Genomic DNA, 25,994 nt, shown 5'->3' on the forward strand with positions numbered 1-25,994 from the left:
TAACGCACATTTTGTAATTCATTTCGTTGGTATTCTATTTGCCTGTTATGACCTGATATAAAAATAAAAACAAAGGATGTTATGTTAGAGCCCTCAATCGTCGCACTAAGTGCTGATAAAAATAAAGTGGAATTACGTATAATTCCCAATACTCACGGCCCAGTGTCAGCAGAGGATATTAACGCCTTACTCACACAGTCGGCTTTTGCTATGCTGTTTCCTATTGCCCCTGCAATTGCTAAAGCGGTAGCGGAAGTTAATGCTCTATGCGGTCAAAACGCCGGAACTCACGAACTCTTTTTTGCCATTGCCGAACGTAAAGACGGTATCGTTAATATCAGTGTCAGTGACGATAAAATGCAAGCCAGTATGAAAATCACTTCAGCTTGGGGCGGCAAAGATATTACCCTGCCAGATGTACTTAATACCCTTAAAACTCAAAAAATTAAAATGGGATTGAGTAAACCTAAAATCATGGCATTAATGCAGCGTTTGTCGATATTGCCACCAGGAGAAACCTGTGAAGGCGTCATAGCTTGCGGTAAAGCAGCCGTTAACGGCGACAATGCGATATTATCCCGAAAAGTCGCCTTAGCTCGTGAGCGCTTATTACAACCACAAGAACGCGAAGACGGCTCGGTCGACATGCGTAATTTAGGCGCACTAATTACCGTTAAGCCCAATGATTTACTGATGGTTAAAAACCCTTCAACCATCGGCACCCCTGGTTTTAATGTTCACGGCAATGTACTGCAACAAATTCCTGGTAAAGATAAACCAATGGAACCAGGAACAGGCACCAGCTTACACCCTAAAGATCAACATAAACTCATCGCCACAGTGTCTGGTCAGCCAGTTGAAAATCGCAGCGGTATGCAAGTTGACGATATGCTGCAAATTAAAGATGTAGACGTTCGCTATGGCCACGTTAATTTTAAAGGCAGTGTTTTAATCACTGGCGATGTGCACGAAGGTATGGAAGTAAAAGCTAGCGGTGACGTAACGGTAATGGGCTTTGTTGAGTCCGCGTCTATTGAAGCTCAAGGTGATGTCATTGTCAGTAAAGGTGTTATTGGCCGTTTAATTAAAGAGCACGATCTCAGCACTAAAATAAAAGCTACCGGACAAATTTGTGCCCAGTTTGTCCAGTATTCCCATTTAGAAGCCCTAGGCAATATTCTAGTCACCAAGCAGTTACTTCACAGTCACTCAACCTCAGGTGACACTATTACCGTCAGTGATGCCCAAGCAAGACGAGGTGACTTAATCGGCGGCATTGCTACTGCGGCAAAAGGCATTAGAGCCATTGCATTTGGTGCTACCGCCGGCACTAAAACGGAATTGTTTTGTGCCATGCATCATGGTGAATTAAAGCAAGAACTTAAAGAGTTAGATGACAGTATTAAAGGCATGGTTGTTGCGGGCTTAGAAATAGAAGCAAGATTACGTAAATTACCGCCCAAAACGGAATGGCAAAGCGATGCCGGCATGATTGAGCAAGTCAAAATGATGCTCGAGCAAAAAAATCAAATGGCAGAAGAACGTATGAAAGAAGAACTAGAATACACTCAACATCTTAACGAAGTTGAAGGCTACTATAATAATTACGTCATCAAAGCTGAAAAACACATTTTCACCAACGTCGAAATTCATATAGGTGCGGCATTCAATCGCAGCCAACGTGAACATGGGCCGTGTATTGTAAAAAACGTCAATCAAGAAGTATCATTCGATTACAGTAATCGATAACAATCAGTTGGTAAGACAATAAAAAGTGGACAAACAGATAACTATGCAACAGATACATTGGCCGGCCATACTCCAGTTTGATCAAGATGATGAGCTAATGTATCTGGTTAACTATCAAGATTGGTTGGGCTTTATTTGCGCCAACCAATTTACCGTCCACGCTGAAGATAAACTCATCGACAATGCCGGCCATGTGTATAGCATCCAGAAACATCCGCCACAGGATCCCAGCGTGGCTGAACTGCCTGTACTGGTTAAGCTAAGTCAGGATATGAGCGTGTTACAGTTACTGCCACTGGTACGCCAGTATGGTCAGTTTCAAGGACATTGCTGCAGTGCAAAAATTGTCTTTACCACCATAGAGCAAGGTATTGCGACCGTGGCTGAATTAGAACATCTGTATTAACAACGTATTCAGACTGAAGATTAACAGCACATAACACCTCCTTTTTAGCATTACTAATCTTCAATTTACCAACAACAGACTCATGTTACTTACCTTAATCACTCAATCATAAATCTAAGCTAATGATTAACGAATATAATGGTAAAACCCATTGAGCAACACACACAGCTCTGGCAAAATGCCTCTATGCTCACTGTCCATAAACCCTGAGAATCCTTAATGGAATTACTAAATATTGAATGTCTAGGTAAACGTCTGCGACTAGAAGGCTCGATTGCGGGCTGGCAGCAACTTTATTGGGACAATCAACTGGTATCACAAAAGTCTGCAAGCGCTAGCGACCAAGCCTTTCATATTCATTCATTTGAACTGACCACTCAAACGTCGGTACCGACTGAAACAAATATCAACCACGACGAACCCGTTAAACCCAATATTGGTTCACTACCGGTACGATTAGAAATCGATGTTAACTGGCAACCGTTTCAACTGGATTATTGTTTATTAATAGATGATGAATCCATAACCCAAGGTCAACGAACCGTTGAAGATATTGAGCGTCAAACACCTGAAATTGCAGCAGTAAAAAACCAAAAGCTCAGTGTTGTTGGACTGGCATCATTAGGTTTTAAGCTACTAAAAAGTGCCAAGGTGGTTAAAGTCCTTTTTGCGGGAGCCAGTGTTGCGGCCTATTCATGGTTATTTTCATTTGAATTTGCCTTAGCCCTCATCGGCTGCTTAGTGTTTCATGAATATGGCCATATTCGAGCGATGAAACATTTCGGCATGAAAACCAAAGGGATCTATTTAATCCCTTTTGTGGGCGGCTTAGCGCTAAGTGATGAACGTATCAACACCCGCTGGCAAGATGTGTATATTTCGATTATGGGCCCGACTTTTGGACTCATTTTATCGATTATCTCACTTGGACTTTATTGGCTAACAGGCAACATATTCTTTGCCGGATTAGCAACATTCAATGCGCTGCTAAATTTGTTTAATTTACTGCCCATTTTACCTCTCGATGGCGGTCATATTTTAAAAAGCATCAGCTTTTCAATGAATAGTGTTGTCGGTCTAGTGGCTTGTATTGCTGGTGCCGCTATCGGTGTGTTCATTAGCTATAGCTTAGGGCTCGCCTTGCTGGGCTTTTTGTTACTGATCGGCAGTGTAGAAATTGTATTTGAATGGCGCGGTCGCCATCAAAGTCATTTATTGCCGTTAGATCGTTACGGGCAAATTTTCTCTACCGTATGGTATTTACTCACGGTAGCAAGTTTAGTGGGCATTATTTGGTATTTTGCTGCTTCTGGTAACGAAATGTTAGCGATTCCGCTACAGATTTTAGGCAGTTAATTGCAATTTACGCATCGACAAAAACGCCTGCAATTGCAGGCGTTTTTGTTTTACTTAGCCAAAGCAGTTAATCAACTAGGCTGTAATGGAAACACATTAGTCATCACCTTATACAACTCTGTGCCTTGGAGTACCGACGCAGAAGCAAAATGCAAAATAGGCACACAATCCATGGGTAAACTAATGGCTTGGTAAGCCTGTTCAGTACCATACAAATCTATGCGTAAAATGTTCGCTAAAGATTTGCCTGCGGTTAATGGTTCACCGACACTGGCACAATATTCAATTAAGCCAGCTTTAGGTGCATGAAACTTCTTATAATCCTTCAAGTAACACCCAAACCTTTCCATACTGGCTGGATAAACTTTTTCAGCAATCACGCCACGGTGACTTAAATAAGCCAGTATGCCTTTGGCATCCTCTAACGCGTCAGCTAAATCAATCCGTTCTTGGCTTGCAAGCTCTAAGGTAAATGCTGACACAGGTACCGAAAATTCACGGCCTTGACTGGCTGCATACTCGGTTAACTGCCACCAAGGACAAAAGGTAGCTTCATCCATCGCGCCACCAAAACTATTGGGGATAACCAAGGTATACGGGATCGAGAAAAATCTTGCCGCATCAATATCATACTCAGGGCAGTACAAGTGTTTGCACGACTTAGGGCCGGTATGCAAATCAAGCACTATGTCTGCTTGATGTGCCATAGCCTGTAAATTTACTGCTAACCGATGACCTGTTGAAATCCCAAAAGAATGAGTTAGGCGCGCCAGGCAAGTTTCTACCAACATTGAACGATAGGCGCAAAACAGCTCACTATTGGTTAAACGTTGGTGCTCGGCATACCAAGTTTGAATATCGACTTGATGATCAAAGTACTCGCGGTTCCAATTAACCCCTGTAATGGGATCAAAACGCCCTAGAGTAAACTCACCACTCTTTTGATTAATCCCTAAAGGATTGGCTAAGGGGGCAAGCGTAATATCACCTAAAACCTGGTAACTTTCCAATAAGGTCATCAGTTGATAAATCACCGCATTACCTTGCACTTCAGCACCATGAACATTGGCCTGAATATACACGCTAGGCGCAACACTCTCGCGACCAATGAATGAATATACTGGAACGGTCAATGCGTGTCCTGTCGCCAGTTCTCCAACTTGAACTGACGATTGTATTGCTTTAGTCATATGATTACTCAAACAGGTTTTGGTGCAAAGCATTAACCACTTGCGCCGCTTCCAACTCTGCTACCAACACACATAAATTATGTGGGCTTGCGCCTTGGCAAATCATCCGAACATTATGGTTTTCAAGCACTTTAAACACCCTACTACAAATGCCAGCCGTTGATGCTATGCGATTACCGATGATGGCGATTAACGCTAAATCTTCCTCGACTCTTACACGACAATGTTGCGATAACTCTTGTAATAACGACTCACTGAGTAAGCCCTGGCCACTTGAATCTGAACCCGTTTTATCTAGGGTTAACGATACGTTAACCTCCGAGGTCGTGATTAAATCGACGGATATTTTGTGTCGCGCCAAGGTCGCGAACGTTTCTGCCAAAAAGCCCTGAGCATGTAACATTTGCAAGCTATGCAAGTTAAGTAAAGTTTGATCGCGGCGTAACGCCACCGCTCTAAACACTGGGGTATCTTCAACTTGATGACGGATCCAAGTTCCGCCCATTTCAGGCGCTTTACTTGAACCTACAAACACCTGAATTTTTTGTCTTACTGCCGGTAAGATGGTGGCGGGATGCAATACTTTAGCGCCAAAGGTCGCCATCTCAGCCGCTTCATTAAAGCTAATTTCAGCAATCGGGCGGGCATTGGGGGCAAGGCGTGGGTCAGTGGTATAAATACCGGCCACATCGGTCCAAATCTCAACCGCTGTAGCACGAAGCGCTTCGGCAAGTAATGCCGCCGAATAGTCACTACCACCACGGCCTAATGTTGTTGTTCGTCCCTCTTCATCCGCACCAATAAAGCCTTGGGTAACGATGACGTAACGCGCAAGTAATGGCTGTAAAAAGTCACCTGCTAACATTGAAATAGCTTCAATTTGTGGCTCTGCGCGACCAAAGTGACTGTCGGTACGTAATACTTGGCGCACATCAAAATGATTTGAAGCAGTGCCCTTTTCCCGAATAACCGCAGAAAATAAAATCGATGAACATTGCTCTCCCGTCGACAGTAACTCGTCCATAACCGCTTTGCTGCGATTCAGCTCTAACGATTCACTGAGTACTGACATCCGGCTGAGTATTTTATCAATACTGGCTGCCACGTCTTGCGGACGACCGAGTTCATCTAATATCGCATATTGAATTTGAGCAATTTGCTTAAGCAATACCAAGCGACGCTCGTCATTCACATTAGCTTGAGTTAACTCAACTAATAAATTGGTCACTCCGCTGGAGGCGCTTACTACCACAAGGCGAGTAGCTTGATTAGCCAACACAATATCTGCACAACGGCTCATAGAGGCGTAATCAGCAACTGAGGTGCCGCCAAATTTGGCAACGACTAATTCTGGGGTATCTATTTCAGACTGAACAAAGCTCATACTGATGCCTCCGCTGTTTGCGAAAGACTCAAAAATAAGATGTGATTTACTAACATGATATACGCTCCGAACACACTACGTTCGAAGAGCCTGGTGCTAAGATAACGCACCCTTATAGAAGGGAAACAGCAATCATCACCAGAAGCTCTCCACCAAAAAAATAGGTGACAATCGTTAGGATTCAGCCTAATCGACCGATATCAATGTTTGCCAAACAAACTGATACCTCGGCGCTAATCTCCATCATAAGTGGTCATCGGATTGGCATCCTCTCACTTACTACCTAGTTAACGCTCCTCTTCTGTTCCTCCCGAAGGAGGGAGTTGAAAATAGCAAAAAACACCCTATCAAGTCAATCAGCAAACACAGTAAAAATACACTGTTTTGATAAAAAATATCGCTGTAGTGAAATATTATGCGGCTGCGACTTCAGAGCAATGATTGTTCTCTATTACGAAAAAATGCCCATAAATATCCAAAAAACATAATTAACCGCAAATTACCGAGACAATCTAGTAAGTATTGTCTCAAAATAATGTGTTAATTATTTTATCGCAGCTGTGCAGTTTTAATTACGTCATTATTTACCCAGTTATACGAACCTATCTCTGGCAACTCACTCACCATCCTTAATCGGTGATTAAAAATTCCCATATCAACTTCAGGTTTGATGCTATCAAGGCATGCAATCAAAGATAGCAAACCTTGATTAACGTAGTAAATTGCATGTTGATTAAATTCTCGACCAAGCTCAACAGCTTGTTCTTTATCAATAAAAATAGCCCAGCTCTTTTCCATATGCGACAAATCAGGTGCTGCACCGATTAACGCACGATAGGGACGATTATATTGTTGAATTTTAAATTGAAGCTGACGATCGAGTAAGCGATTTTGACTAGGAGAGAGTCTTGAACCACGGGGGTTATGGGCAGTAACAATAGCAAATGGGAAATCATGAGAAAGGCGTTGAGTAAACAAAAAATGAGTACTTTGATACTCATTCCACAATGTATCTATAACATTTTCCATAATAAATTTTCGTCAATTAAGCCAGAATTAGTCTAGCAGATAGGTTTGATTTCTAAAAGGTTTACGATCTAAATCAGCAGTACTATATTAGAAAACCATTAATTATTATCATCTTAGCAAGGTTAATCTTTCATATACTCGAGTGTTATATTAATTTTTTAACATTTAATTTGTTAACAAATGCCTAAAACGAGTACAATAACCATTACGCACTATTAAATCACTGTAGCAAAGTTAGCTACATACACCTCAAAAACTCAGCAAATGTTGTTGTGAGTGTGATGATTTTTTGATGTAAAGTTTACAGTCGTACTAAATTTGTTCTACATTTGATAAAACATTAATACGATTAAATAAGTTTGCAATAGAAGGAACTATCTTTCTAAATGGCATTCATAGTAAGTAAGCTTAAGTGCAACAAATTTTACACCATCATGAATAAGTGCAAACGCGTGCCTTGGCGTAGTGGTAATTAATCGACGTAAGCAGACTCAGTAACCAGTATTAAGTATTAAGTGTTACATAATAGAGTTTATAGAGAGTGTTTAATTCAGGGTAGACATAGATAAACACCAAAAAATATCGGAATCTTAGCGCATTAGCTAAAGCGCTATTGCAATCTATTAGCACACAGTTCGCAAACAGTGGCTAGAATCGAATTTTATAAAATCAGGTAAATATCATGCAAAATCCGCACATTTTAATTGTTGAAGATGAAGCTGTAACTCGTAATACATTACGCAGTATTTTTGAAGCTGAAGGTTATGTTGTCACTGAAGCTAACGACGGCGCAGAAATGCATAAAGCCATGCAAGACAATAAGATTAATCTTGTTGTTATGGATATTAATTTACCAGGCAAAAACGGCTTATTATTAGCTCGTGAGCTACGTGAAATTAATAACATCGGTCTTATTTTCTTGACTGGCCGTGATAACGAAGTTGATAAGATTCTAGGTCTTGAAATTGGTGCAGATGATTACATCACTAAACCATTCAACCCTCGCGAATTAACGATCCGTGCTCGTAACCTATTAACTCGCGTTAATAATGCTGCCGCAGAAACTGAAGAAAAAGGTTCTGTTGAGTATTACCGTTTTAACGGTTGGAGCTTAGAAATCAATAGCCGTTCTTTGGTTAACCCACAAGGTGAAGCTTATAAGCTACCACGCAGCGAGTTCCGTGCGATGCTTCACTTTGTTGAAAACCCAGGTAAGATTTTAACTCGTGCTGACTTGTTGTTAAAAATGACTGGCCGTGAATTAAAGCCTCATGACCGCACCGTTGATGTGACAATACGTCGCATCCGTAAGCACTTTGAAAGCTTGCCTGATACACCAGAAATCATCGCGACTATTCACGGTGAAGGCTATCGTTTTTGTGGTGACTTAGAAGCGTAATCTTTTAAGGTTAACCGCAATAAAAAACCAGGTGAATCACCTGGTTTTTTTATATCTGCTTTTTCGTTAATCCTTTAACACAATAGTGATTACTTCAGCTGTTGATCTAAAAATGCCGCTAATGATTTATATAAATGATTACGCACTTTCTCGCCACGCATTGAATGCTTAGACCCTGGGTAATCCATCATTTGGAATAACTTACCCTCATCTTGCAACGCTTTATATACTCTAGTGCTGTTTTCAAACAGAACGTTATCATCAGCCATACCGTGATACATCAATAAGCCCGATTGATAATTTTTGACATAAGGTAAAATGCTGCTGGCGTCGTAACCTTTTTTATTGGTTCGCGGGTTCCCCATATAACGCTCAGTATAATGAGTGTCGTACAAACGCCAATCCGTTACTGGCGCACCCGATATTGCCGCTTTAAAATAACCCGGCGCCTTAAACTGACTCATCAACGCCATATAACCACCATAACTGTGACCATAAATAGCAACATTGTCACCATCAATAAACGGCAAGCTACGTAAATAATCAACGCCAACTTTTTGATCGTTTACTTCAGCATCACCCATGTTTTGATAAATGACATGTTCAAATTGCGTGCCTCGGTGCGCTGAGCCACGATTATCTAATTGAAATACCGCATAGCCTTGCTGCAGTAAATATTGAGTAAAATAATCTGCCTCGCTCCAGCTGTTGACTACTAACTGAGCATGCGGTCCACCATATACGCGCACCACAACCGGATACTGTTTAGCGGCATCAAAAGGCACCGGTTTAAACAGTCTGTATTGTAATGCTTGACCATCTTCAGCTGTTAATTGACCAAAATCAGGCATTTGCCATAAACCAGCATAATCATAAAGCGGATGATTTTTATCAATGTCATTTTGCTCAACCCAAGCTAACTGCTTGCCAGAATCATTGTGTAAACTTATCTGCGGCGGCTGCTGTAAACTACTAAAGTAATCTAAATAAACGGGCTTTTTATCCGCAAATACAGCTTCATGCATACCCGATGCTTGGCTAATTCGCTCAATGGAGTCCATGCCTTTATTAAGATTAACTCGATACAAATGACGTTCAACAACACTGTCTTTACGACCGCTAAAATATACCCAACCCGTTGCTTCATCGACATACTCAAGCGCATCAACAGCCCAATCACCTTGGGTTAATTGCTTAAGTTGTTTGCCCTGTAAGTCAAATAAATACAGATGATTAAATCCATCACGCTCAGAGCCCCAAATAAAAGCCGCTTGTTGCTTTAGGAAGTGTAAATCATTGTTTAAATTTACCCATGCTTTGCTGCGCTCTTCAATCACCGTTTTAGCTTGTGTCGGCTGAGAGATTGCAGCAATGCGTAAATCCAGCGTTTGTTGATCGCGGCTTTGCCATTGGAACGACACATGCTGGCTGTCGGGTAGCCAATCTACGCGAGGTAAATACATGTCTTTTTGTTTGCCCAAATCAATCCAGCTAATAGTGCGATCTTTTAAGGTCACGACACCCAGTGCGATCTCAACATTGGCTTTACCTGCATAAGGGTAACGCTGCTCGGTTAATTTAATCCCCTCGGCGTAAATTTCATTACGAGTCACTAACTCCACACCCGTTTCATCAATACGAGTAAAGGCGATAGCAGACTCATCGGGCGCCCACCAATAGCCTGTCATACGGTCCATTTCTTCTTGGGCAACAAACTCTGCCATGGCATTTTTAATTGGCCCTTTACCATCTGTGGTGAGTGCCGTTACTTTTTGGCTATCCAATGACAATACAAATAAGTTTTGATCGCGCACAAACGACACAAAGTGACCTTTTGGAGACAAACGCGCATCGGTTGCAAAACCGTCACCGGTTGCAAGCTCAGCCACCTTATTGCTGGCAACGTCATATAAATACAACTTACCCGCAGCAGGGATTAAAATATGTTGGCTGTCTTCAGACCAGAAATACTCCATGATCCCTTGACCATAAATTCGTTGGCGCTCTCGGCGAGCTTTTTCTTCATCAGACAGTTCTCCTGCCTCTAATTGATCAGCATTAATCAGTACACTGCGCTTACCAGTCGCGATATCCATTTGCCATAAATCATACAAATGCTGATTATCAGCACGGCTTGATAAATAAGTTACACGTTTTCCGTTAGGCGATAATGCCAACCCGCGGGGGCTAGAACCCGCTAAGGCTGGTGACGCATGAATACGTTCAATGGTCAGTGGTGTAGTGCTACCGTTGATTGCAGTCAGTGTTGCGGTGGTTGATGAGTTCATGATGCTGCCTTTAGCGGTTGCTGAAAAAACCGGGCTAGTAAAAAGGAGTGGCACGGCAGACACTGCCGCTAAAGCATGATGCTTCCATGTTATTGTCATTATTAATCCTTGGGGCAATTCAATCCGCCCACATTTTGCCTCAATTTACAGTAAAACCAAAACCCCAGATAACAATCGCTGAAATTAGCGCCATTGTGGGGTATGATTTGCACATAACTGATAAGAATTAACAACATCGACCTTAACCTCGCAAAATCTCATAGGAAAAATCATGCAGACTTTGGCACAAACCCTTAGCGCACAAGCCGTAAACGCGTCTTTAACACAACTACTATTAACCTTAGCTGACACCTCAAAAGCCATTAGTGGTGCGGTTCGTCACGGTGCATTAGCGGGTGTTTTGGGTGCAACAGAGCAAGAAAACATTCAAGGCGAAACCCAGAAAAAACTGGATGTGATCACCAATGACATGCTTAAAGATGCCCTTAAAACCGATGGCAATGTACGTGGTTTAGCGTCTGAAGAAGAAGATTATGTGGTTGAGGTGAACGCTAAAGGTGAATACTTAGTGTGTTTTGATCCACTCGATGGCTCATCAAATATCGATATCAACTCATTAGTGGGCACTATTTTTTCGGTATTACCAGCACCTACCGGAGAGTTAAACGAACAAAGCTTTTTACAAGCTGGCCGCAAACAAGTTGCTGCGGGTTATGTGTTGTATGGCCCATCAACCATGATGGCGCTCACCACTGGTCAAGGCACTCAGTTTTATACTCTTGCTCCAGACAGCCAAGAGTTTCTTCTGACCGACAATAACGTGCAAATAACCCCGGACACCGCCGAGTTTGCCATTAATATGTCAAACCAGCGTTTTTGGGAAGCACCAATGCAAACCTATATTGCCGATTTATTACTCGGAGAAATAGGACCACGAGAGCAATCATTTAACATGCGTTGGATTGCTGCAATGGTAGGTGACGTGCATCGTGTATTGTGTCGTGGTGGGATTTTCTCTTACCCGACAGACAATAAAAACCCAGCCAAACCGTTTAAGTTACGCTTAATGTATGAAGCCAACCCAATGGCATTACTAGTTGAGCAAGCTGGCGGTAAAGCATCAACAGGTTATGAAACTATTTTGGACATTCAGCCAACCGAAATCCATCAGCGCGTTGCGGTAATTTTAGGTAGCACAAACGAAGTTGATACTTGCTTGAGCTATCACGGTATTGATTACAGCGAAGAGCCATCAATTGATTAATTGATTATGCTGTAAAAAAACCGCCTTTTGGCGGTTTTTTCATTTATGCGCTGCAGTTGAGCTCATTGATGATCTAACTGACGCGAATAAACACAGTTAACCAAAATACAAATTTGAATCATTAGGCACCAGTAAAGAATCATTTCTTTACAATAACTTAAATACCCACTAAGTTATTTTCAGGATATTAATTAAGGACTATAACGATGCCGCCCGCCAAACCATCGAATAAAAAAATATATATTGCGGCTATTTTACTCTTACTGCTTATTAGCATGAGTGCTTATGCTTATCTGATGTCCACTAAAGCCCCTGCAATAGAAATTGGCACTATTTTAGTACTTCCGGTGCAACTCGCGACAGACAACACAGACTCGCAATGGAATCGCTATGCCGCAATGGATGTGCTTATCCATCAGCTAAATGTCGGTGTTAGTTACCCATTACTGCAAACCGAAGATATTATAAATATCATCTCGCTTATCGCTAATGACCACTTGAGCCAAGCTGCCGATATTAAGCAATTAATGGCCATCTCCGGTGCGGGATTAGTGATTGAATCCAACATTACCGGCGCCAATAATCAATATCAATTAGCGTTTACATTACATCAGCAGCATCATACAGAAGCAGGAGTCGTTAACGCTTCAAGCATCGAGCAAGTATTATCAGCTGCAGCAAAGATGATTACTCAGCGGCTCAATCCACAACACAGTTTACAAAATAATTTACAACATAATCAACAAGATAACAAGACAGAAACTCAATACCATTCACGTCTTAGTTCCCCCCTGTTGTTCAATGCAATGACACAACTACAACTTGGCGACATTAGAGCTGCTGAGCAGCACTTATCCAAGCTCATAAAATCCACACCCGATAACTTAGTTGCCATGCGTCTGCTAGCCAGCATCCAATTGCAGCAACATCAATATCAACAGCTTAATACCACATTGATAGCAGCAATCGATCTAGCTACACATCAGCAAGATGAGCGAGAGCTAGCCAGACTAAGATTGTTATTAGCGCAAAGCTATACCGAAACCGACAGGATAGAACAAGCATTAGGTGTACTTACCATTGCCAAAACCAATGCTGCTAAAGTGAAAGACTGGCTAACATTGGGTTATATTTCACAGCTTGCAGGCATGATAAACCAACGCATAAGTCGCAATGATGAAGCCAGAGAGCAGTTTAAAAAAGCCATTGAATATCATCAAATGATGAACTATCCCATCGGGCAAACACAGGCGCTGAATGAATTGGCTGAACTTGAGGTGATTGAGTTTAACTACCCACAAGCTTATCGCTATATTAATCGCTCTTATGAACAGGTCGCTCATCGCGGTTTAGATGATTTAGAAAAAACGACATTCAAGCTGATGACTAAGATAGAAAATAAAATGCAGCATAGATAGCATCTACTATATTCGACACAACAGATTCGTCAATTTAAAGCCTTAAGCATATGACCTTAAACATAAGGCCTTAGACATAAGATCTTAGACATGAGGCCTTAAAAAAAACACCTTAGACATAAAAATGGCCTGCTATGCAGGCCATTTTATTCATACTGCTAAACGGATCTTACACTTCCTCAGCGGTATTTTTTGCAGCCTCAAGCTGATGCGCTTGTTCAGTTTGATCAACAATGGTTAATACCGCAGTATCACCGACCACATTACATGAGGTTAACACCATATCAATAATACGGTCTAATGCAGCAACAATCACAAATGCTTCTGCTGGTAAGCCTAATTGGTAAATCAATACCCCAATCATCACCATTCCACCACCAGGAACACCACCAGCACCCACCGAAAGTAAAAATACGCTAAATAATAACGATGGAATTTGATCATTACTGATTGGCATACCAAAGGCGTTCGCAACGAAGAAAATCGCAATAGTAATATAAATCGACACCCCGCCCATGTTCATGGTTGCACCCAGTGGCACACCAAAACCAGCCACCGCTTTGCTCACACCTAGCTTGTCAGTAAGGGTACGCATGGTTACCGGAATAGTGGCGTTTGAGCTAGCAGTAGACAATGAAAAGAGAATTTGTTCTTGAGTTTTTTCTCTGAAAGTCTTCGCTGAAATAGGAGTGAACAGGCTGACCGAATATGGATATACGATAAAAATCCAAATCAATAACAGAGCCAAAATAAGCACTAAATATTCAACAACACTGACAAAAATTTCAGGTTCTAAGGTTGCGCCTAATTTAAACATTAAGGCGAATACACCGTATGGCGCTAAACTCATTACCACTGAAATTAAGCGCATCATTATTTTATTGGCGGTTTGAAATCCTTTAACTGCTCCCTCAACCGATTGCCCCATTGATTTAATGACACCGCCCATTAATAGCGCCATAAAAATCACTTGCAACATATTGCCAGAGGTAAAAGCTGAAAACGGATTGTTTGGTACTATACTCACAATTAACGACATTAAATCAGGCAGTTCTGTCGCGGTAATATCCAGTGAACCGTTGCTCGACATATCCACGCCTTTACCGGGCTCAAATATCATTGCGACGGTAAAAGCAGCTAAAATCGCGACCATGGTATTAATGATATAAAACCCAAAGGTTTTACCCCCTAAACGACCAAAGCTTTTTAAATCTTGTAACTCACACACACCACACACAATACTCACAAACACCAGTGGAACTACTAGCATCATAATCATATTGACGAACATGGTGCCAATACCACTTGCTAGGCTAACTAACGTGCCACCAAAAAAAGCATTATCGGCCAGTAAAAACTGCACCATGCTACCAAGCAGAACCCCAAAAAATAGACCGATAAAGATCCGTGCTGAAAGTGATTTTGTCATCTATAAATTTCCCTTCGAAATGGCAACTTCTGTTGCTAATTATTGTTATACCAATCCTGGTGCTTATTCTTTTCGAGCGCTGAAATACTGAGACATAGCGCAATATATTTCAATCACCTTATGAACAAAAGTGATGACTTAATCGTCGCTTAACAAGCATGCAATATAAAAGCTAAAAATAACAATAGATTATAGACTTAGTTAATCACTAACGATGGTATAACCAGTAATAGATTTAGGACGGAAACGGCTAAAATCTGTGCGTATAGCCATAAAAATCAAGCAGACAGCGAGAGTAACAATCAATTTGAAGGTTTTACTTGGCGGTTGAGTGAGCTCAACTCTGTTTAATAAATGGGGTTAGCTGGCTCAATCAGTGTAGTGTTTTTTTTATTCTGCACAGTGGTTTTATTATGAAGAGTGGTTTTATTCTGAACAGTGGATATTAAGCAACGTCAGTGACATCGATTTAGCTAACATGTGCTGCTGTTTAATGCTCACGCAATGTTGTCCGAGCCATTGCACTAACGCTAACCATTGCGGATTATATATTACTGATGAAGCGGAAAATTGAGAATCTGATTTATCGCCAGAATGTGCATCTCGATACAAATTATTAAGATAAGCCCATTGCTTGTGTTGTTTATGAAAATCATCCGTCGAATTTATCTGGGCTAACGCTAATAACTTATCTGGCGACGCTAGTGCAAGTTGCGGCACTATTATGCTGCAGCAAGACTCAAGGGTATTGGCAATCATTAACCCGGCAGGATCAAGGTCAGTAAAGCCAATGACATTGATATTGAGTGATTCAAGTAAGTGTAAAAAACGCTTTCGGCCTGCTGGCGAATAGTCATGACTACCACGGTATAACACCATGCAGTTATTGATTATTGCCTGTAACTCTGGGGTAAATAAGTTGGCAAAAAAGTGATCAAAACTGTCGAGGTTTTCAACCACGATGAGGTTCGTTAGATTGAGTCGTTGGCAAAGCGCGATTGCACTGTCGACCTTTAACCGCAGTGAACAATTATGTACAGATAATAAATCGACCACTGCGTCTGGCGCTAAATCAGTCACTTGGTCTTGAGATAAGTTAGGTGCCAGCTTAATTAATACATAGTCAGCTTCAGGGCTAATATTAGCGTATTTCTCATTAGCACTGAGTTGTGACATCTGCTGGCGGGGCACATCAAAATCAAGGGCCAGAATATCTAAACCCGAATCAATTTGGGCCATGTTACGCAGTAAAACATAATCGTTGGCGGTCAAATACAGGTATTTGTCAGTACCATCGGTCTCACCTATTTGCCACAATTGATACAATTTTTTCCAATCGGCAGTGAACTTCACCCGCGGCAAGCGCTGCTTTGCCGCGTGTTCCATTAGCTGTAACTGTCTTTTGCTTAGGCTAGCCATAACTCAACATCGTTAATGATAAAGTTACCGCTATAAACCGGATCGGGTTTTCCTATCGGTTCAAGCTCAAAATAATTTTTATGCTCATCGGCTAGGCCTTCATAACCGCCAATGACTTGATAAAGCCAACTTTCAGCATCCCATGTTAATTGCTTCTCTTGCAAATAGCTTAATGCCGATTGACGTAAACCGGAATCAATAACTTCACAAAAATATTCATCCACGGCTATTTTAAGTGGGTTTTCAGGGATATCGAAATCCTCACTGTCACCCATTTCAAAGGTCACATTATGCTCACGCAATGCCGCTGGTAATGAGTCGCGACTAATGGCTTTAACTTGTGCCACTAACCCCATCAGTTCTAGTTCGTGATGAGGGTTAGACACATCAACACTTGCAGGGGCTATAAGCGCCTCAGCACAATTAAATAATACCGGTACTGCTTTATGCACTACATGGTTTTCAGGTTGATAATCAGGATGCATGCTGGTGTGCAGTAACCAACCTTTTAGTAATCGGGTGCGCCCTTGTATTTGCCTAAATCGCCCAAGTAACTCATATAATCTCGCTTGGACAATACTCAACTCTTGGGTACATTGACTTAAGGTTTCTTGCAAACTGGTCATCAACAAACGGCGCAGTTCACGAATATCGCCAGCAATTTCACCTAACTCGCTAAATTGAAACATCTCTAAGCCGTTTAGCAGCTCTGATACCTGGCTTTGGGCTAACTCGTTTTCGCGAATTTTGGCACTTATAGTCCCAACATAACCAAATTCGTTGTTAATTCGGCTCCATAACACCCGAATTGAATAACGTAAACTGTCGGTAAAGCTATACACATGTTCATTTAAATCGGCTAAATAGGCTTCTGCAGCACTAAAATCCACATCACGGCGCGCCTCTTTATAATGATCGGCTAAGGTTTTTATTGTCGCTAGCGCGGAGCCGACGTTGGCATCAATCTGTCGATTACGTTCGTCGCTTAATGCTTCTTCCAATAATGCCCGCACCGAACGCTTTAAGCGCAGTTCTTGATCCGGTTCTGGTCGCCATAAAATGCCACTTTTTTTCAGCTTTTCGATAACGCCAGCATCATGAGCAGTGTCGTTAATCGATCCTGCCAAATATGCATCCATGACAACATCGGCATGACGCCCAAGTTGTTTGAGCAGCTTTACCCCGGCTTGGTGTAAGTTACTGCTCATATCAAGTCCCTTTGGGTCGCGGTTTCTGCCTGAGCCTCAAGACTTAAGCCTTCGGTCTCATCAATAAAGCGGATCACTTCGTATAGATAATCTAACTTACCCGTGGCGATATAAATCTGTTTTTCGCTATTGGGTTTGGTTAAATAACCCAGTTCCACTAAACGCTTAAACACCAACTTAATTTGGCCGTCAACGTTAGTACTGCTTGAACCGAATAATCGGTAATGGCTCAACTTAGTGAGTTGCTCTCTAAAGGCTGGCGTATCTTCAATACGCGCTTGTAAATCGGTTAAGCGTATCGGCGCGCCTTCGCTCAGCGGGGCATCTTGGCCACTGGCTTCTTGCACTAATACCAGCCATTCCACTAATGGAATAAGGCCTGAGCAAATATCTTTAAATTGCGATGAAATAACTTTGCGCTCAACTTCGCCGAGCTGCAAATAACCACAAAAAAAGACTTCACCCTCACCAGCACTGGCAATGGTGCGATTAATTTGGTTAAGGTAGGTTTCAACTCTGTCGCGAGTGCTGTTGTTTTTTAATGCACGCCAACCGTCTTCATTGGTCACTCGGCAAATAAACTCACCACGCAACAATTGCTCTATTAATGCGCCAGTACCTACTAAGATAGTTTCAGTCGATTCAGACATTAGATGTGCTCCTTAGCAGTTTCAGCGCGAGTCATTTCCGCCGTAGGCATTTCGGTTTTAGTATTACGTTGCGATAAACGGGCCGCTAACGGATTGGCTTTAGGTTTAACGACCTGCAGCTTTTTAGTTTGCTTATTAATGATGTAACGGTTAGCAAATAGACTTAGCACTTCAGATTCAGGATTTGGGAAAGCCCCTAATACACTGATATTGTTGTTCTCACAGGCATCGAAGATTTTCTTCACGTTAGTGTGATGTAGCGTACCTAACTCATCAATTGGCCAATGGATAGTGACATTGGCTTTGCCGCGCAATAAACGGGTGAAGGCCAATAAGAACTTACATAAAATAAGGTACGCCATACCATGACTTGAAGACTCGTTTAACTGACGGTCGGTACGAATAATTAAGTCGCTGTTACCTTCTTTTAAACGCAGTTCTATTTCTAACAGTTTCGCAATACCGCCGGTTAATGCTGCGCGGCCAATAATGTCTAATGCTCGGCGCATTGAGTTAGTGTAATGCTCGTCCGGTAGTTGGCTGAAACCATCTGCTTTCCACGCTTTAAAGGCTTTAACAAACACTTCAAGTTCAGGCCAAAACTCAAGTTCGCTAATACGTGAACGAATTCGCACTGCCGACTCTGATACTCCTTCGAGGAATAGCTCTTCACCCACTTCACGGGTAATACGCGCACTTTGACTGGCAATACGGCGGTCAATATCGGTTAATACATCATAGAATGCGGTTAAGTCGATACCAAAAATACGCCCTTGTTCGCGAATCGCCATTAACGATTGCGGCACCATCACATTGAGTAACTGCTCAAGCTGTGGGACTAACTTGCGATAGTCGAGTAGACGAATACCTTTGTCGTTAACAAAGCTAGACTCATCACGGGCCCGCTCCCAAAATTCGGCCAAACTTGAACCAGATTTACTGGCAATGACCGAGTCAAAGTGTTCAACATATTGTTTAACAGAACCCATTAAGTAGTCACGCTTTAGCAATAAATCTTCGCCTTGGCGCAAACGCTCGCCAATACTGCCCATCGCTTCATCGTTATTAGCTGGCAATTTGAGCTCAGCTAACTTGCGCATCACGGCACGCAGCTTTGTGAGGTTTTCAGACGCCTCTACTTGGGCGGCATCACAGGCTTTACGTTCGGTTTCTAAGCTGTCTCTTCGGTGTTTTATTTCTGCCGTTTTCGCTTTTAGCAGTTGCTCCAATTCCAGCGTAGCGCGCTTAACATCAGTTAATTGCGTTTGCACTTTAGGCTTTCGAACAAGCCAGGTATGTTGATACCAATCATCAAAACGCAGCACTTCACTGCGGCGTTGTTCTGCATTACTGATACAGGCTTCAAGATCGCGGATCTGTTTTTTAAGCGCCAAAATGGTGCCTTCATCAACACCACGTGACTTAAGCTCATTTTTGTACCAGGTTTCACCTGCTTTTTGCTCGGTTTTTGCATTTGCACGGCGTTGTTCGATATTGGCTTTAATCTGGCCTAATTGATTATCAATGGCGCCGACCACTTCTTGCCAATAGGCATTTTTTTCCATGCGCGCTTCAAGCGCCTGCTCTTTTTGCTCGCTTAACCAACCAAGGTGCTGATTGCTAAGTAGCTTAAGTTCATTATCAAGTTGTACTAATCGCTTGCTCGAATCGGCTTTACGATCTGCCACAGCTTGATTGATTTTTTGTTGTTCGTTACGCTTCTCGTCAAACAGACGGCGTAAGTCTTCACGGCTATTTTTGTACGCTGTACGGGCAAAGGTCAGTTCGCGGGTGATGCTATCGAGCGCCGTATTCATAGCAACTAGTTGATCTTCCGCTTCGGCATGTATTTCTTGCGCACTTTTTAGTGCTTCTTCTGCTTTAGCTAAACGAATACGTAAATCTTGCTCTGTGGCAGCATACTCTGGAACATCAATGGCTTTAAGATCGAGGTTAACCCCAAATAATGCTTCACTGCTGTCTTTGGTTAGGCTTGGGTGTAGATCGCTGCGATGTAACAACTCTGGCGCGATAACTTTACCAAAGGTGTGCTCCCAACCGTGGGCTTCTTTACGCAAAAACTCCAACAAGGTATGCGACTGTGGGAACAACATATGGTGCAGTTCTTCTTTGGCATTTTCTCGGTCACTAACGCGAATACTGGATATACGCAGCGCTTCGTTAGCTTGGTCGCGCTTGGCCCGTTGTTTACGCTCTTCTGTGGTTAAACGATCGACCTTTTGATTACAGGTTTCTTGCTCTTCATCAGCTAGGCTTATGCGTTCATCGAAAATCGCTAAACGCATTTTTTCATCTTCGGTGTAAGTCACACCATCAACTTGATGCTTAAGCTCGGCAGCGGTTAATTTAAGTTGATATTCTTGTTCGCTAAATTTAGCTTTACCTGCATCGGTTTGCTCGCGCCATTGCAGCTCTAGTTTAGCAATGTCGTCATTGGCAAGCTCACGTTGCTTATCACGCGCTTCACGTTGGGTGTCTTGCTCAAGATGTAGCGTTTCAAGTTCGCGATGTAATTGCTCAGCAATTTTGCTACGGCGGGCATTAAAGGCGGCTTCAATATCTTGGTGTTTTTCGGTTTGTAATTTATGACGCTCGTTAAGGTTTTCAACATCACTGCGCCAATTAGGCAAATTATCTAAATCAGCTTTGGCTTGTTCAATGTCGGCATCTAAAAAGGCAGCATGCTGGTCTTCAATGGCATTGAGTTCATCTTCAAACTTGCCAGCGTCACCTTTAGCGGCAGATAATTCCTGGTTTAACTCATCACGAACATCTTTCCACTCATCATCTAATAAGCGCAACTTGAGGTTTAGTTCTTTACCATGAGTTTGGTTACGATCTTGGCGCTCAGCTTCTAAGGTTTCGTCGGCGCGATAACCGCGCGATAAACTGGCTAAGCGTAACTCGGCGCTTAATAGCTGATTAAATTCTTGTTCGAGCTTTTCGTATTCGGGGCGGATTTGTTCAAAACCTTGCACCAGCTGACTTTCACGGATCCACGTTTCTACTCGTTGTGGATTCAGTCTAGACGTCGGTGGGTTTACCCCATCTTCTTCTAAAATGGCCGCGATCATTGATTTAACCGTTTCCATTTTGCCCTCTTTCGAGTGCACGGCTTTAGCGAGTTTTTCGATATGACGCAAGCTATGTTCGCCGTCACACAACGAGAACTGACGCGCGTAAGTCCGCAGCTCATTGCGGTTACTGCCGGTATTTAATAAGCTACGATCGTTCTGGATTATCGCTCGAAACTCGCGAGTGTTTAACAAGTTTGTATGGGCTACGCCATCACGTTTTACTTCACGGCCCAACTCTGCCATTGAATGACAAATGATGGTGTCGCCATTACGCGACTTAATATAATGCTCTAACTCAAAAGCACGGCCAATAAAGCGGTAATTTACCCCTTTACCGTCACCCGCCGAGGCTAAAACCGCTTGATAAAGTAAACCATCATCTTTTTGATATTCATAGATAATGTAGCTTGAGTCATGGGGTAAATACCAACGTTCGAAACTGTCACGCGTTGACGGCACCACACGGCTAGGGTACTCGCCATAAAATACCGGCACTAACCGTTGTAAGGTTGTTTTACCAGAGGCATTGGTACCACAAATATTAGTGTGACCATTTAATAACAGTTCGACCACACCGGGTAGGTGGGTATTAATTAACACGATTCTAATCAAGCTTGGCATGATAATCCTTTTCCAAACAGCTCACATTGTAGTGACAAAGAAGCAAAATACGGATGAAAAAATAACGTCTATTTATTCAATTTAAATAAAGTAAAACAAACGCAGGCTGGAGGCAATTTTCCCCCACAAAAATTGGCTTTATAATACGCTAAATAATTCAAAAATGGCGGCTAACAATGCAGCAAACAGCCAGAAACTGTTTATGTGCAACATATGTCGTCAGGCAGAGAGGATAAACACTGCGGAGCAGAAGGCTTTTTGGTGCGGGATAAAATAAAAAACGCACAGATTTCTCTGTGCGTTTTTTTATCGTGTACCACTCACATTTGGATCTGAATTGTCAGCAATATTACAATTTAAACTGTGAGGTCGCGTGGTTAAGCTCATTAGCAAAACCGTCTAACCCTTCTGAAATACCCTGCACTTCGGCAAGAATCCCCAGTGTTTGTTCAAACGATGCATTCATTTCAATCACATTATTCGCCACATGTGCAGCAACCAAAGATTGTTGTTCAGTCGCTGAAGCAATATGAGTATTCATACTATTAATACTGACAATTTTAGATTGAATTGAGCTTAAGACTTCACCGGTGTCTTTAGCATAACGCTCGTTTTCTGATGACTTAGTAATCGCCACATCCATGGTGCTCACCGATGATTCAGCTGCGATTTTAAGCTTTTCTAATACGCCACGGATTTCTTTAGTCGCGTCTGCCGTTTTAGACGCCAGTGCGCGAACTTCATCAGCAACAACAGCAAAACCACGTCCATGCTCACCCGCTCTAGCGGCTTCAATGGCGGCATTTAACGCCAATAAGTTTGTTTGATCTGCAATAGAGGTAATCACGTTCAAAATTGAGCCGACACTTTCAGTGTCTTTAGCTAACTCATGAATTGAGTTCGATGCCAGCTCAATACCGGAGTTGAGTTCTTGTGAAATTCTCACTGTACGTTGTACTACAGCTAAGCCCTCTGTCGCTTCTCGCTCAGCAACTTGTGCCGCTTCTGCCGCTTGCTGGGCACTATGTGAAATGTCATTCACCGAGTGGCGCATTTCTTCCATCGACATATGCACGGCTTTAGCATCGTGGCTTTGTTGCTTGGTTGCCTTAGTCGCAACAGCCATACGTTCTTTTAACGATGACGCACTGTCTAATAATGGACTGGTAACACTGACGACTTGTTGTATAGAGTCCGCCAATAAACGTAAAAAACGGTTAAAATTGCTTGATACTTGTCCTAGTTCATCAGTACCTGCAACCGTCAATTGATGACGCAAGTTACCTTTACCATCTGCTAACTCACCCAATGAACTTGCCACATCACCAGCAGAACCACTGATGGAACGAGCAATCGAAATAGTAGCAAGCGCCATAAACACCAATAATGCGATACCGATGCTAAATGAAAGATATAAACTTTGTTCTGAACGGTCGCCAGCCTCTTTAATGGTAGAGCTAAACTCATCCACTTTGTCGGCTTTATAAACAGTAATTCCGTTGGTCAGTTTATCGAAAATTTTAGCTTTTTTCTGACTGATTTGTCCCACATCTGCCATATCGATCGTACCATCAAGCATGCCTCTTGCCAGTGACAGTGTCATGGTATTGTATTCATTGAGGTTGTTAGATAATTGCGATAAAGCGGCAGTCTCTTGCTGATCGGTAGTTGATAAGTCGGTTAAATTCTCGTTAAGTGAAACAAACGTTTTATTGGCGTTTTCGAGCAAATCTTCATCTGCAAACGATACCGCTTGGGTATATAACTCATCTAAGCGTTGTACATAAATGACGTTTTGGTTTGCAAGTTCAACCCGGTTTGCCACCTTGGTTTCCATGAAAGACAAGGTGTCGCGATTTTTATTAATCGCAACGGTGCTAATACCAAGGTTAACGGCAAAAATAATAACCGATAAAACAAAAATCAATCCAACCTTTTTGAAGATTGACATGTTACTAAACCAATTCATATTCCGCCCCCAAGCGATAATCAAATGAAGATAAAACAAATGTAGAGCTTATCAATACAACTACAGAGATATTGCTATTGAGAACCGTGATACCGAATCTCAATCCTTGAGGCTATTATTGTGTTGCGACGGATACCGTTTAACATCAACCCTTAGTCAATTCACTACAGCTGATAGTATTTTATTGTTACAAAAATACTATCTAACGAGATAAAGCTCATGTGTAAATGACTATCTATTTTTATATTTACGTAAAGGTGTACGTAAAGGCTATCGACCTAAGTTCAATATACTTGAAAATTTTCTAATATATCAATTTCTTTATCCGTTATTGATAAATAACCAATCCATACAATGTAAGGTTGTAAATGAAAATACAAAAAAATAGCCTGCAAAATGCAGGCTATTTTTATTCGGTGGTTGATATAAAACCACGTATAACAAATCTTACAATCTGCTATGCAGCTTTTACATCCTCTTCTTCTGAATGTCTGATGAGATAATCAAATGCACCCAGTGATGCTGTTGCGCCGCTGCCCATAGCAATAATGATTTGCTTAAACGGGGTATTGGTTACATCACCTGCGGCGAATACACCAGGGATAGATGTTTGGCCACGCTCATCGACTATAATTTCGCCGCGAGGGGTCATCTCAACCACACCTTTTAGCCATTCAGTATTAGGAACTAAACCAATTTGAACAAAGATACCGGCTAAGACAACGGTATTACTTTCACCAGTCGCACGATCAGTGTAGATCAAACTGGTTACACGGGTACCATCACCTTTGACTTCAGTGGTCATCGCTTGGGTAATAATGGTGATGTTACCCATTGATTTAGCTTTGCGCTGTAGCACTTCATCGGCACGTAACTTACTGTCAAACTCAAGTACGGTGACGTGTTCAACGATGTTAGCAAGGTCAATAGCCGCTTCAATACCAGAGTTACCGCCACCAATAACCGCAACACGCTTACCTTTAAATAATGGGCCGTCACAGTGTGGGCAATACGCTACGCCTTTATTACGGTACTCTTGTTCACCAGGAACGTTCATTTCTCTCCAACGTGCACCAGTTGCCAAAATTATCGTTTTACTGCTTAGGGTTGCGCCACTTTCTAAGGTCACATCAAGCAGGCCATTTTTAGCTAAACTCAACGCTCGTTGGTTTTGCATAATGTCGACGTCATAATCCTTAACGTGGGCTTCAAGGTTAGCAACTAGTTTAGGGCCTTCGGTTTTAGACACTGAAATAAAGTTCTCAATACCTACGGTTTCGGCAACTTGGCCGCCAAATTTCTCCGCTACGATACCGGTGTTTAACCCTTTACGAGCAGAATAAATTGCCGCTGCAGCACCTGCTGGGCCGCCACCAATCACTAACATATCAAAAACTGATTTTTGGTTTAACTGCTCAGCTTGTCTGCCTGCAGCATTTTTATCTAACTTATTCAGTACTTCAACAACGCTAATAGCACCTACAGAGAAGGCTTCGCCGTTTAAAAATACTGATGGCACTGACATGATATTGCGAGCGCTCACTTCCTGTTGGAAAAGCGCACCGTCAATCATCACGTTAGTAATATTTGGGTTAATTGCCGCCATCATATTCAGTGCTTGGATCACTTCAGGACAGGTCTGGCAACTTAACGAAATATAGGTTTCAAAATGGAATTCACCTGGCAATTGGCGGATTTGTTCAATGATATCCGCATCCAACTTAATCGGATGTCCGCCGCTGTGTAATAGCGCTAACACCAGTGAGGTAAATTCATGACCCATTGGCAATCCAGCAAAGGTAATGTTGGTTGCAGCTTGTGGGTTAATCACACTCATACTTGGTGTACGCTGACCTTGTTGATACGTGACTGAAACTAAGTCTGATGAGTCAATAATGTCTTGGGCTAGGCTGGTTAATTCTTTGCCTTTGTTTGAGTCATCTGCAGATACGACAAGTTCAACTGGGCGCTTGAGGTTTTGCAGATAGGTTTTCAGTTGATTTTTTACATTCGCATCTAACATAACAACTCCTAAAAAATGGGTAATAATCGATAATTTTAAAAGTGCTAGTCAGTGCCGGGGGGAACACCGACTAGCTGGAGATGATATTACTAAC

17 protein-coding genes and 1 riboswitch are annotated in these 25,994 nt (G+C 42.2%); of the genes, 6 read left to right on the forward strand and 11 right to left on the reverse strand.

Features of this window, described 5'->3' with window-relative positions; genetic code table 11:
* Positions 1–81 precede the first annotated feature (81 nt).
* The 3 genes from AAEY97_RS07905 (at position 82) to AAEY97_RS07915 (ending at position 3,511) form a co-directional block, all read left to right on the forward strand.
* Entirely contained in the window at positions 82–1,749 is a 1,668-nt protein-coding gene (locus AAEY97_RS07905) for a flagellar assembly protein A (RefSeq protein WP_350997880.1), read from the forward strand.
* Between the two features lie 43 nt (positions 1,750–1,792).
* Positions 1,793–2,155: a DUF4144 domain-containing protein gene (locus AAEY97_RS07910; RefSeq protein ID WP_162022252.1), complete on the forward strand. Its 363-nt coding sequence runs from the start codon at positions 1,793–1,795 to the stop codon at positions 2,153–2,155.
* Positions 2,156–2,374: 219 nt separating this feature from the next.
* Positions 2,375–3,511: a site-2 protease family protein gene (locus AAEY97_RS07915; RefSeq protein ID WP_101086201.1), complete on the forward strand. Its 1,137-nt coding sequence runs from the start codon at positions 2,375–2,377 to the stop codon at positions 3,509–3,511.
* Between the two features lie 71 nt (positions 3,512–3,582).
* Here the strand turns inward: AAEY97_RS07915 and AAEY97_RS07920 are convergent, their stop codons facing one another.
* The 3 genes from AAEY97_RS07920 to AAEY97_RS07930 all read right to left on the reverse strand — a co-directional run bounded on the left by AAEY97_RS07920 (position 3,583) and on the right by AAEY97_RS07930 (position 7,114).
* Positions 3,583–4,701: a succinylglutamate desuccinylase/aspartoacylase family protein gene (locus tag AAEY97_RS07920; protein WP_350997883.1), complete on the reverse strand. Its 1,119-nt coding sequence runs from the start codon at positions 4,699–4,701 to the stop codon at positions 3,583–3,585.
* A gap of 4 nt (positions 4,702–4,705) precedes the next feature.
* Complete coding sequence (gene lysC / locus AAEY97_RS07925) at positions 4,706–6,085, reverse strand: lysine-sensitive aspartokinase 3 (RefSeq protein ID WP_350997886.1); 1,380 nt, start codon at positions 6,083–6,085, stop codon at positions 4,706–4,708.
* Positions 6,086–6,219: 134 nt separating this feature from the next.
* Positions 6,220–6,394: riboswitch (Lysine riboswitch) on the reverse strand.
* Positions 6,395–6,634: 240 nt separating this feature from the next.
* Positions 6,635–7,114 (reverse strand): DUF3293 domain-containing protein, encoded by a 480-nt coding sequence (locus AAEY97_RS07930; RefSeq protein ID WP_101086204.1) that lies wholly within the window; start codon positions 7,112–7,114, stop codon positions 6,635–6,637.
* Positions 7,115–7,796: 682 nt separating this feature from the next.
* Here AAEY97_RS07930 and arcA point away from each other — a divergent pair.
* Positions 7,797–8,513 carry a two-component system response regulator ArcA gene (gene arcA, locus AAEY97_RS07935; protein WP_011636021.1) on the forward strand — a complete coding sequence of 239 codons (717 nt, stop codon included), beginning with the start codon at positions 7,797–7,799 and terminating at the stop codon, positions 8,511–8,513.
* Between the two features lie 89 nt (positions 8,514–8,602).
* Here arcA and AAEY97_RS07940 read toward each other — a convergent pair whose 3' ends face one another.
* Positions 8,603–10,900, reverse strand: a complete 2,298-nt coding sequence (locus AAEY97_RS07940; protein WP_192115411.1) for a S9 family peptidase — start codon at positions 10,898–10,900, stop codon at positions 8,603–8,605.
* Between the two features lie 172 nt (positions 10,901–11,072).
* On the opposite strand from AAEY97_RS07940, the gene AAEY97_RS07945 reads away from it, so the two are divergent.
* Positions 11,073–12,065, forward strand: coding sequence for a class 1 fructose-bisphosphatase (locus AAEY97_RS07945; protein WP_350997890.1), 993 nt, complete (start codon positions 11,073–11,075; stop codon positions 12,063–12,065).
* A 206-nt stretch (positions 12,066–12,271) separates the two neighbouring features.
* The gene (locus AAEY97_RS07950; RefSeq protein WP_350997893.1) at positions 12,272–13,483 is read left to right on the forward strand and encodes a hypothetical protein; all 1,212 of its coding nucleotides are present in this window, start codon (positions 12,272–12,274) and stop codon (positions 13,481–13,483) included.
* Between the two features lie 169 nt (positions 13,484–13,652).
* On the opposite strand, the gene AAEY97_RS07955 is transcribed toward AAEY97_RS07950, so the two are convergent.
* The 7 genes from AAEY97_RS07955 to ahpF all read right to left on the reverse strand — a co-directional run bounded on the left by AAEY97_RS07955 (position 13,653) and on the right by ahpF (position 25,900).
* Positions 13,653–14,912, reverse strand: coding sequence for a dicarboxylate/amino acid:cation symporter (locus AAEY97_RS07955; RefSeq protein WP_350997896.1), 1,260 nt, complete (start codon positions 14,910–14,912; stop codon positions 13,653–13,655).
* A gap of 426 nt (positions 14,913–15,338) precedes the next feature.
* The gene (locus tag AAEY97_RS07960; RefSeq protein ID WP_350997899.1) at positions 15,339–16,331 is read right to left on the reverse strand and encodes a DUF7281 domain-containing protein; all 993 of its coding nucleotides are present in this window, start codon (positions 16,329–16,331) and stop codon (positions 15,339–15,341) included.
* Positions 16,319–17,539, reverse strand: coding sequence for a phosphoenolpyruvate carboxylase (locus tag AAEY97_RS07965; RefSeq protein WP_350997902.1), 1,221 nt, complete (start codon positions 17,537–17,539; stop codon positions 16,319–16,321). Before AAEY97_RS07965 ends, AAEY97_RS07960 begins: the two co-directional genes overlap by 13 nt.
* Positions 17,536–18,189, reverse strand: a complete 654-nt coding sequence (locus AAEY97_RS07970; RefSeq protein ID WP_162022246.1) for a condensin complex protein MksE — start codon at positions 18,187–18,189, stop codon at positions 17,536–17,538. The genes AAEY97_RS07965 and AAEY97_RS07970 overlap by 4 nt, the downstream gene beginning before the upstream one ends.
* Positions 18,189–21,908, reverse strand: a complete 3,720-nt coding sequence (locus tag AAEY97_RS07975; RefSeq protein WP_350997905.1) for an ATP-binding protein — start codon at positions 21,906–21,908, stop codon at positions 18,189–18,191. The genes AAEY97_RS07970 and AAEY97_RS07975 overlap by 1 nt, the downstream gene beginning before the upstream one ends.
* 349 nt (positions 21,909–22,257) lie before the next feature.
* On the reverse strand, positions 22,258–23,859 hold the full coding sequence (locus AAEY97_RS07980) for a methyl-accepting chemotaxis protein (protein ID WP_350997908.1): 1,602 nt from the start codon (positions 23,857–23,859) through the stop codon (positions 22,258–22,260).
* Between the two features lie 475 nt (positions 23,860–24,334).
* Positions 24,335–25,900, reverse strand: coding sequence for an alkyl hydroperoxide reductase subunit F (gene ahpF, locus AAEY97_RS07985; RefSeq protein WP_350997911.1), 1,566 nt, complete (start codon positions 25,898–25,900; stop codon positions 24,335–24,337).
* Between the last annotated feature and the right edge of the window lie 94 nt (positions 25,901–25,994).

The organism is Shewanella sp. TB7-MNA-CIBAN-0143, from assembly GCF_040310065.1.
Lineage (GTDB): Bacteria > Pseudomonadota > Gammaproteobacteria > Enterobacterales > Shewanellaceae > Shewanella.

What these genes read in the sequence shown, in the direction of transcription:
- AAEY97_RS07955 (WP_350997896.1), bottom strand. Translation starts at nt 14,912, where the DNA reads ATGACAAAATCACTTTCAGCACGGATCTTTATCGGTCTATTTTTTGGG.
- arcA (WP_011636021.1), top strand. Translation starts at nt 7,797, where the DNA reads ATGCAAAATCCGCACATTTTAATTGTTGAAGATGAAGCTGTAACTCGT.
- AAEY97_RS07970 (WP_162022246.1), bottom strand. Translation starts at nt 18,189, where the DNA reads ATGTCTGAATCGACTGAAACTATCTTAGTAGGTACTGGCGCATTAATA.
- AAEY97_RS07940 (WP_192115411.1), bottom strand. Translation starts at nt 10,900, where the DNA reads ATGACAATAACATGGAAGCATCATGCTTTAGCGGCAGTGTCTGCCGTG.
- lysC (WP_350997886.1), bottom strand. Translation starts at nt 6,085, where the DNA reads ATGAGCTTTGTTCAGTCTGAAATAGATACCCCAGAATTAGTCGTTGCC.
- AAEY97_RS07905 (WP_350997880.1), top strand. Translation starts at nt 82, where the DNA reads ATGTTAGAGCCCTCAATCGTCGCACTAAGTGCTGATAAAAATAAAGTG.
- AAEY97_RS07930 (WP_101086204.1), bottom strand. Translation starts at nt 7,114, where the DNA reads ATGGAAAATGTTATAGATACATTGTGGAATGAGTATCAAAGTACTCAT.
- AAEY97_RS07965 (WP_350997902.1), bottom strand. Translation starts at nt 17,539, where the DNA reads ATGAGCAGTAACTTACACCAAGCCGGGGTAAAGCTGCTCAAACAACTT.
- AAEY97_RS07950 (WP_350997893.1), top strand. Translation starts at nt 12,272, where the DNA reads ATGCCGCCCGCCAAACCATCGAATAAAAAAATATATATTGCGGCTATT.
- AAEY97_RS07960 (WP_350997899.1), bottom strand. Translation starts at nt 16,331, where the DNA reads ATGGCTAGCCTAAGCAAAAGACAGTTACAGCTAATGGAACACGCGGCA.
- ahpF (WP_350997911.1), bottom strand. Translation starts at nt 25,900, where the DNA reads ATGTTAGATGCGAATGTAAAAAATCAACTGAAAACCTATCTGCAAAAC.
- AAEY97_RS07920 (WP_350997883.1), bottom strand. Translation starts at nt 4,701, where the DNA reads ATGACTAAAGCAATACAATCGTCAGTTCAAGTTGGAGAACTGGCGACA.
- AAEY97_RS07915 (WP_101086201.1), top strand. Translation starts at nt 2,375, where the DNA reads ATGGAATTACTAAATATTGAATGTCTAGGTAAACGTCTGCGACTAGAA.
- AAEY97_RS07980 (WP_350997908.1), bottom strand. Translation starts at nt 23,859, where the DNA reads ATGTCAATCTTCAAAAAGGTTGGATTGATTTTTGTTTTATCGGTTATT.
- AAEY97_RS07945 (WP_350997890.1), top strand. Translation starts at nt 11,073, where the DNA reads ATGCAGACTTTGGCACAAACCCTTAGCGCACAAGCCGTAAACGCGTCT.
- AAEY97_RS07910 (WP_162022252.1), top strand. Translation starts at nt 1,793, where the DNA reads ATGCAACAGATACATTGGCCGGCCATACTCCAGTTTGATCAAGATGAT.
- AAEY97_RS07975 (WP_350997905.1), bottom strand. Translation starts at nt 21,908, where the DNA reads ATGCCAAGCTTGATTAGAATCGTGTTAATTAATACCCACCTACCCGGT.